Genomic DNA, 8,396 nt, shown 5'->3' on the forward strand with positions numbered 1-8,396 from the left:
TTACCCAATAGAATACTGCACAAGAAATAAGGAAGGACATAAAAATAGCCCCAATGGAGACATAAGAACTTAAATCCTTATTCTTCCGTGTCCAAAATACGATTATCGGCACGGCTAATAATGGTAAAGTTGGCACCCACCAGGTATAAGAAAGCATAATATTCACTCCTTTTGTTTATTTTCTTCTCTTTTCAATATAGAAGTTAATAATCTCTCAATCAAAGGGCAATTAGTTTTATACATATTTATTACCTGCCATTTAAGATTGAGATAACGGTGAACTAACCGATTTCTGGCAATAGCTAATTGAGCCATATTTTGTTGTTCTTCATCTGTCAAACCAAATAAGTTAGCACACTTTTGCATTACCTCAGCATAATTTTCTACGGCAATACCTTCTTGTGTCAGGAGACTTCCACTTATTTCAATAAGTGCAGTAAGAATATTTTCAACCGTCCTTTCCATAATCTTCTGAAGTTCTCTATCTTTCTCATATTCCTCCCATGTCTTATCTGCATATTTTGTATCAAATTCTTTCATCTCATCAGAGATAAATTGGAGGGATTCGATAATTCTTCCTTTTGCATACTCAAACTTAGCCATACTTTAGTGCCTCCAAATTTTTCCGCGTCATTTCTATCTGCCATTTTATCCCAAATATACTAAAATCTTCCATCTGAAATATAGCTTCGTTCTTTAATTTAACATATTCTTGAAAATCGTTAATGTATATTGGGGTACTTAGAATAATGGCATTATAATAGAGCATAGGTTTTCTAAAATCCCTATAAATTGGAAGTATATTTACCTCTTTATTAATCTTTGAAGAGAGGTGATATGAAATATCCATAATAATATTGAATATTTCATCATCTGATAGTGACTCTGGTAATAACACAGCTAAATCTACATCTGAATCTTGTCTGGGATAACCAGTTGCCCATGAACCGTATAAAAAGACCATCTCACTTTTATAATCCGCTGCCTTTTCTTTAAAAAATGTTTTTAATGTTGAAATAAAGGTATCTTTATCTTGTTGAGTAATCATTTAAGACCTCTTTCTAACAAACACAAAAGGTTTGTTTAATAAAGATCTGTAATCCACTTTCCCTCATGTTCGGGATTAGGAATTATTCTCTGTGATTTTGTATCAACAACAAAATCCATATCTTCTAATACCAGGTACCCAATTAGAGGCGGTGTAGATGCATCATTTTCCATCACCTGCATTTCAATGTCTCTATCCTGAATAATGATAATTGCTCCCCTAAAGATACGGCGATTTACCCGTCCATTGGCAGTTGATATTTCTCGTGTATGGGAATATAATAATCCTAATCTTTCAATTATATCTGGCGGCAGACATAGATATGCGGCACCAGTATCCACTATTCCCTCAATTTCAACACTCCTTATTTCATTTTCTCTAATCATCCCTTTAGTCTGCAATACCACATCTGCAAAATTTTTAACTACAACCTTTTCAACAGTTCTTCCCATTTTACCCACCTCTTCTTTTCACCACTTCATCAAATTTATCTTCTCCATATTGACTGTTTTTATATGGCGATAGATAGCGATAATGATAGCCAAACCAACGGCGGCTTCTGCGGCGGCTATGGTTATGGTAAATATAGTAAATATCTGACCGGTTAGTTCATTTGGGGTAACATATTTTGAGAAGGCAACTAAATTGATATTGACCGCATTTAACATTATCTCAATGCACAAAAGTATGCCAATGGCATTTCTACGAGTTAAAGCACCATACACTCCAATGGCAAAAAGTATAGCCGATAGAATAAGATAATGCGATAAAGTCATTGTCTTTTATCCTTCCTTTTTAAATTTATGATTTTAGATTGATGATTACTAACTTCAATCCTCATCATCAATTGTTAATTTGCTAATTCAGTAAGCTGTTTTATGTTAGTTTTTATTTTTTCATAAATCTCGCACAGTTTATTAGATATTTCAAAGAGTTTATTTATGCCATCTACAATATCTTTTTCTTCTTCGCTGTATTCATGGGTAAGGATATTTCTCAATTTTCTAAGTATAATCCATTCCTGTGCACTCTCAATTATCTTAAGTTTTTCTGCTCTGTTTAATACATCAATAAAAGGGCTGTCTTCTATATCTTCGCCAAGATTCACCAGTAAAATCTTTAATAATCTACCTGCGGTATCCTGAAGTTTGCCAAAGCGATATGACATCTGGTCTATATATGAGATTTCCTGCTCTGTAAGTTTCTCATATTTTTCTATACTTAAAGGGACTATCTGTTGAAGGACATCTATTCCCGAAATAAGTCTTTTCATATGAAGGTTACAGATAGATATGTAAAACTTCAAATTCTCCTGACTAAAATTATATTCTAACCCCTGTTGATTTTGCATATTTATAAATTGGTTCTTTTCGTGTTTCATTTCTTTTTTTAACCACCAAATCTATTTTTTGGTCTCCTAATGCGATTTCAAGGTTTGCAAGGAATCTTGCCTTTGCTTCAATAATCTCCGGTGCGATTGAGGTTTCAATATAGATATCAATATCTCCACCCCTTTTTGTATTGTCAATTCTGGAGCCAAAGATAGCTACCTCGCAATCCTTGCCAAAATATTCTATGGCAAGTTTCTTGATTAGTTTTAATATCTCTTCTTTAATTCGCAATTTCTATGACCTTTTTAACTCTATTGCACTTGAATAGAGCGCCCTCTGGTTCATCGTTCATCGTAGTTTATAGAGTTTCTAACTCATTAATTTGCTAATCTCTAATCCGCTAATTCTCTTCTTTTTTCGCAATCACAATTGCACCAATCAGACAGGCTAATAATACCAATGAGATTAACTCAAAAGGAAAAACATAGGTAGTTAAAAGCAAATTACCAATTTTAGCGGTAGTATTAACCACTTCTGAAGTGGGAGTAACATTCCAGGTTGTCTTCGTCAGCACCGTGATTAAAAGGAATAACAGAAGTCCGGCTAAAATAGCCGAAGTGCTCTTTTGTTCATTGGTTTGTTTTATACCTTTGTCTGAAATTCTATAAGTCAACATAATTAAGAATAGAAATAAGACAATAATTGCACCAACATAGATTAATACCTGCACCAGAGCAATAAATTCTGCCCATAGGGTAATGTATAATCCTGCCAGTGTCAATAGCAAAAGTGCTAAAGAAACGACACAATGCACCAGACTTCTCAGACTAACAACTAAAATAGCACTTATAACGGCAATTCCTGCCAGGATATAAAATGTTATCATACTACCAACGCCTTCCATTAAATTTCTCCTTTAACAATCGTAATTTTTAAGAAATTCATCCACCAGATAAATAGACAGTTCCTTTCGTGAAACCATTTTTTCTTTTAATCTATTATCTGTAGTCAGAATACAACTTTTTGTTGATATAGCAGCTTTAACTAAATACAAATCATCTTCTGGTGTTTCTTGTATTAGTTCTGAAGATAATGGAATTAAATTATTTTCTTCAAGTATCTCAAATTTTTTACTATTAGTCCGAAATTGATAAATAAAATTTTTTACCAAACTTCTAATTTCAGGTCTCCAATTACCTGATTCTTTTGCTATCCCCCATATTTTTTTCTCTAACTTTCCTCCCTTTATTATAACGAATTTATCGCATTTTTCAAAAACCTTCTGTAAAAATTCAAACACTATCTTTTGTTTTTCAGGTGTTGACTCTTTAGGTGATATAAAATGAATTATCCACTCATCAATAACGATATTCAATCTGTCTCTATGTTTCACCTATTTTACTCCTAAAATATCCTTAAGGTCTTCTAACTCTCCTTCCATAAAAGAAGTCAATCCACCTTCAATCTGGCCATTATCATTTATCCCTTGATATTCAAATTTACTTTCGCGGTTATCTTTCGTGCATAAATAGCAAGATAAATTATTCGGTTCAAGTTCTTTTTTAGCGACGGCGCTAAGTAGAGCTAACACAAAATGTTCACTATGAGTAGAGATAATAATTGTTTTCTTTAAGTCCTTAGTCATTCGGATTAAGGCATAAGCAAGATTCCTTAATGCCTTTGGATGTAAATGAATTTCTGGTTCTTCAATACATACCACCGCCGTATCTCTATAAAGACATTTTGCCAGTAAATAAACCACTTGATTGATGCCAAATCCATCGTTAACTAATTCTGTGGTTAATCCGGTTGTTTTATCAAGGGTATTAAGCCAGAAGAGATTAGTTCCTGGTGTCATTTTGACCCGCAAGTCCTTTTGAAGGATTTGTTCAAGATAATGACTGACTTCACCTTCCAGATACGGTTCATTGGCTAAAAGAGTGGCTACTTCATCTTCTGTAAATACTGGAGGAGCAAGTGAAACTATTCCATAATGTGGTTTTGAAAATCCTCGTTTTAGATGCACAAAATCAGTTTTCCTGATAATCTCTATATGAGCATTAAGTAGAGTAGCTAATTCCTGAGAAGAACAGGAGGTTATATGTTGTGTTGGTATACTTTTTACTTGAGCAAGAATTCCATTCCAGGTTATTGAGAATCCTTCTATATCTACCGTTTCTTGTTGATTTGTAGGATAAGGGAATGTTATTTCAAGGTCAAGTGTAATATTCCATGGTAAAATTATGAGTCCGAACCTTCCATTTTTTTTACTCAGGCTAATTCTATAAAAGACCTGTATTGAATTATATTCGCAATTAATTCCTAATTTAATTTGTTCCTCAACACTATGATTAAACACTATTTGTTCAAACCCACCAAAATTGCTAAATCCAAGATTAAAAAAGCTATCAGTAGTTTGATTAGGATTAAGAACAATATTTTTAAGAATTGCCAGGGAATGCATAATCGTCGATTTTCCAGAGCCATTTGGACCATAAAGTAGTGTTATCGGAGCAATTTGAATTATCTGTTTCTTAATAGACCTTAAATTTTCAATTTCAATATTTAACATTTTAAATACCTCGTGAACTAAATACCATCAGTAACCCCGTAATAATTATATTAATAAATCCCAGTGGAACTAAGAATTTCCAGCCAAAGGTCATTAATTGGTCGACGCGTAGTCTGGGATAAGTCCATCTAATCCACATCATTACAAAGACGATGGCATAGGTTTTAGCTAAAAACCAGATAATTGGTGGTAATGTAACCGGGATTTCTGGTATTGCTTGCCAACCACCCAAAAATAAACTTGTGCAAATTGCACAGACAACAAACATATTTGCGTATTCAGCTAAGAAAAACATAGCAAATTTTATACCGCCGTATTCGGTATGGAAACCGGCGACAAGTTCTGATTCTGCCTCCGGGATGTCAAATGGTGCTCGATTGCATTCAGCCGTAGCCGCAATTAAATAAAGTAAAAAGCCAAGTGGTTGATAGCAGATATACCAGATATTTCTCTGGGCATCAACTATATCGCCCATTTTTAAAGAACCAGCTATCATCACTATCCCTAAGAGAGATAACACAATTGCGACTTCGTAACTTACCACCTGAGCCGCACTTCGCATCCCACCAAGTAATGAATATTTATTGCCCGATGACCAACCAGCCATAATTATTCCAATACTTCCAATACTACTCACGGCTAAAAGATATAATAGCCCAAGATTCAAATCTCTAACGATAATTCCAGGTGACCAGGGAAGCACCACATAACACATTATCGCCGGGAAAAAGACGATTATCGGTGACAGGAAAAACATTGTTTTATCCGCCGCCTTTGGCATTAAGTTTTCTTTCAAAACAAGTTTAACGGCATCGGCGGCTGTTTGTAAAATGCCGTGAAATCCAACCCGCATTGGTCCCAGTCTATCCTGGATATGAGCGGCTATTTTGCGTTCAGCTAAAACTAACATCATCGTATTAACTGCCACAAATCCAGCAAGTATTCCTGCCACGATAACCATAATTCCCACAGTTAATACAATAAATGGGATATTATAATCCCAGCATAACTTTTGTAAGAAAATATAGATTCTATCAATTAATTCTTGTGTCTTAAATAATAACTCCATCTTATCTACCCCCGTTCATAACCGTTCTCCTGAAAATAGTTAATTAGAGATTAGAGAATTAGTGAATTAGAACCTGCACTCTTGCTAATCTCCAATCTCTAATCTCTATGCTCAATTTTCATCCCCTTTTGTGCCCACTCACGGTGGGCATGGCCGTTTCTTCTGTTAACAACATTTTTCTGCCTATCGTTTCACTAAACGACTTTGTTTTTTCTATAATCTCTATCAACTTGTGGCTATATTCAATAACAGCCTCAAATATTTCAGTAATATCATCTACCCTATATTCATGAGAGATTTCATTCCTTAAATCCCTTATCAATTTTAATTCTTCAGCAGAGGATATTTCCAGTTTTTCAAACAAATTTACTCTATCTATAAAAGTATTTGCTTCTTCTCTTAAAATAAGGATTATCCCCTTCATTATCTTTTGAGTGTAAATATCACTTGTTCTGGCAAATCTCGAAGTAAGGCTTTCAAATCTATCAAGCTCTTCCAGAGAGTAATCTGTCTTTATCCCAATTTTTTCACACTCCTGCAATGAATGTTGCAACATTTTAACTGCCATATCCAGCCTATTAAGGTCTTTTTTTAACTCTTCTCTGATTAATGCTTCGGTTCTCACAGCCTTATCCCTTCCTGCAAAACCAGTTCTTTAAACGCATCGTTCTCATTAAACATAGAAGATACTATGTCAATTTTTTGCTCGCCAAATTTCTCAAAATATCGCCATTTTATTTTGGCTTTTTCCTTCCATCTTATTTTCCTGTCAGATAGAATCATAATATCTATATCTCCACCCTTTTTTTTGTCATCTACCCGTGAACCAAAAAGATAAACTACTGCATCTGGAACAAGAAGCAAAATCTCCCTTTTAAGAAACTCTAGTTGTTCTGCTGAAATTCTCATTTTAATTTTCTCTGTCTATAGTTTATTTATACCTTGTCACCTCTGGTGGTTTATAGAGAAGCTCTTTTGTGTAAATCATTCCCGCTCGATTATAACACGCTAATTCATACTCACCAGTCATAGTCAAGGCATTTTTCGGACAGGCTTCGACACATAATCCACAAAACAGGCATCTGGCAATATTTATTTCAAAGGATATAACCTCTTTGTTATAATCTGTTCCCTCACCGGTAACAATTTTTATTGCCTGAGAAGGACACATCTGGGCACAAAGGCAACAGCCTACACATCGTTCCTCGCCTTTCTCATCTATAGTTAATCTTTCCAATCCACGGTATCTATCGGCTACAATCCAGCGTTGTCGTGGATATTGCAAGGTAACCGACTTAACAAATAAATGTCCAAAAGTGACGCATAATCCTTTTATAAGTTCTTTAATTGAGATAATTATATTCTGTCGCATCCTTTAATTTACCACCCTTATATTTAGTAATTGTAGAGTTCTGCAAAACTAAGAAACTGTAGTTTTTAAGCGGGTATTTAAAACCTCTATTTTTATCAATTTCCTCCAAAGAGCAAAATGCACAACTCGTTTATAGTTTATAGTGTATAGTGTATAGTTTATAGTCCTTCAACTATCAACTATCTACTATCAATTATCAACTATCTTTGCCAAAGTTCACTAAAATCATCTCTTTCCTTTCAACGTTAACATTCTCGAAGTCCTTTTTGAAATTTGATTTGTAATTTTGCATTTTGATATTTATATTTGATATTTAATATTTAATATTTGATATTTATTTGTTGTCTCCCCCAAATCCTATTTTGCAGAACCATATTAGTAATTGCTTAAATGGTAACTAAATTAGCAATTACTAATTTTTATCCCTTTTGACTTTCAGCCAACACCCTGACAATGTCAGATATAGAAAGTAATCCTGCGGGAAACTTTTTTGTCTCCCCTTCCTTTCCATAGACACCTTTTACCTCTTCCTGGATGAGTAACCGATGTATTTTTTTCTGACGCATTATCTGACAGGCATTCTCCAGAGGTTCCTCTTTATCAATAGCAATTACCCCTTTTGTCATAATATCTTTAACTTTAACTTTAATTAAATCCTCACCAAATACCTTGACAACATCTGTTTCGGATAAAACGCCGATTAATCCTTCTTGAGAAGATGTAACCGCCAGTCCGCTGACCTTATTATCCGCCATTACTCTAACTGCTTGAGATACTGAGGCATTTTCCGGGATAATCAATACCCCTCTGACCATTACATCCTTTACCTTTATAGATTTTAAGTCTTTCATATCTACCTCCTATATTTAAAGTCCAAGTGCCTTTCACGAAATTCATAACTCCTTGATTAACAAGAAGTTACAAATACACTTTTTTCTTATTGCCCTCCTGTTGTATAACCCCTTGATTTTCATAGACTTACAAATCATAGTTTGCTCGTTTTT

At 34.3% G+C, this 8,396-nt stretch carries 14 protein-coding genes; all 14 read right to left on the bottom strand.

Annotated features, from left to right (window positions below; all coding sequences use genetic code 11):
• Positions 1-162: 162 nt before the first annotated feature.
• The 14 genes from AB1422_13275 to AB1422_13340 all read right to left on the bottom strand — a co-directional run bounded on the left by AB1422_13275 (position 163) and on the right by AB1422_13340 (position 8,243).
• Positions 163-603: a HepT-like ribonuclease domain-containing protein gene (locus AB1422_13275; protein MEW6620282.1), complete on the bottom strand. Its 441-nt coding sequence runs from the start codon at positions 601-603 to the stop codon at positions 163-165.
• Complete coding sequence (locus AB1422_13280; GenBank protein MEW6620283.1) at positions 596-1,048, bottom strand: nucleotidyltransferase domain-containing protein; 453 nt, start codon at positions 1,046-1,048, stop codon at positions 596-598. The genes AB1422_13275 and AB1422_13280 overlap by 8 nt, the downstream gene beginning before the upstream one ends.
• Before the next feature lie 35 nt (positions 1,049-1,083).
• On the bottom strand, positions 1,084-1,500 hold the full coding sequence (locus AB1422_13285; GenBank protein MEW6620284.1) for a retroviral-like aspartic protease family protein: 417 nt from the start codon (positions 1,498-1,500) through the stop codon (positions 1,084-1,086).
• Between the two features lie 18 nt (positions 1,501-1,518).
• Positions 1,519-1,824 carry an NADH-quinone oxidoreductase subunit NuoK gene (nuoK, locus tag AB1422_13290; GenBank protein ID MEW6620285.1) on the bottom strand — a complete coding sequence of 102 codons (306 nt, stop codon included), beginning with the start codon at positions 1,822-1,824 and terminating at the stop codon, positions 1,519-1,521.
• Positions 1,825-1,898: 74 nt separating this feature from the next.
• On the bottom strand, positions 1,899-2,354 hold the full coding sequence (locus AB1422_13295; protein MEW6620286.1) for a hypothetical protein: 456 nt from the start codon (positions 2,352-2,354) through the stop codon (positions 1,899-1,901).
• Between the two features lie 16 nt (positions 2,355-2,370).
• The gene (locus AB1422_13300) at positions 2,371-2,670 is read right to left on the bottom strand and encodes a nucleotidyltransferase domain-containing protein (GenBank protein MEW6620287.1); all 300 of its coding nucleotides are present in this window, start codon (positions 2,668-2,670) and stop codon (positions 2,371-2,373) included.
• Positions 2,671-2,779: 109 nt separating this feature from the next.
• Entirely contained in the window at positions 2,780-3,283 is a 504-nt protein-coding gene (locus AB1422_13305; protein ID MEW6620288.1) for an NADH-quinone oxidoreductase subunit J, read from the bottom strand.
• Between the two features lie 12 nt (positions 3,284-3,295).
• Complete coding sequence (locus AB1422_13310; GenBank protein MEW6620289.1) at positions 3,296-3,772, bottom strand: hypothetical protein; 477 nt, start codon at positions 3,770-3,772, stop codon at positions 3,296-3,298.
• Positions 3,773-4,951: an ATP-binding protein gene (locus AB1422_13315; protein ID MEW6620290.1), complete on the bottom strand. Its 1,179-nt coding sequence runs from the start codon at positions 4,949-4,951 to the stop codon at positions 3,773-3,775.
• Between the two features lies 1 nt (position 4,952).
• A complete protein-coding gene (gene nuoH / locus AB1422_13320; GenBank protein ID MEW6620291.1) occupies positions 4,953-6,020 on the bottom strand; it encodes an NADH-quinone oxidoreductase subunit NuoH in 1,068 nt (355 codons plus the stop codon).
• Between the two features lie 118 nt (positions 6,021-6,138).
• Positions 6,139-6,645: a hypothetical protein gene (locus AB1422_13325; GenBank protein MEW6620292.1), complete on the bottom strand. Its 507-nt coding sequence runs from the start codon at positions 6,643-6,645 to the stop codon at positions 6,139-6,141.
• Positions 6,642-6,929, bottom strand: coding sequence for a nucleotidyltransferase domain-containing protein (locus AB1422_13330; protein MEW6620293.1), 288 nt, complete (start codon positions 6,927-6,929; stop codon positions 6,642-6,644). The genes AB1422_13325 and AB1422_13330 overlap by 4 nt, the downstream gene beginning before the upstream one ends.
• A 22-nt stretch (positions 6,930-6,951) precedes the next feature.
• On the bottom strand, positions 6,952-7,392 hold the full coding sequence (locus AB1422_13335; GenBank protein ID MEW6620294.1) for an NADH-quinone oxidoreductase subunit I: 441 nt from the start codon (positions 7,390-7,392) through the stop codon (positions 6,952-6,954).
• A gap of 419 nt (positions 7,393-7,811) precedes the next feature.
• Positions 7,812-8,243, bottom strand: a complete 432-nt coding sequence (locus AB1422_13340) for a CBS domain-containing protein (protein MEW6620295.1) — start codon at positions 8,241-8,243, stop codon at positions 7,812-7,814.
• Between the last annotated feature and the right edge of the window lie 153 nt (positions 8,244-8,396).

The sequence above is a fragment of the bacterium genome (genome assembly GCA_040757115.1).
Classification (GTDB): Bacteria; UBA9089; CG2-30-40-21; order CG2-30-40-21; family SBAY01; genus JBFLXS01.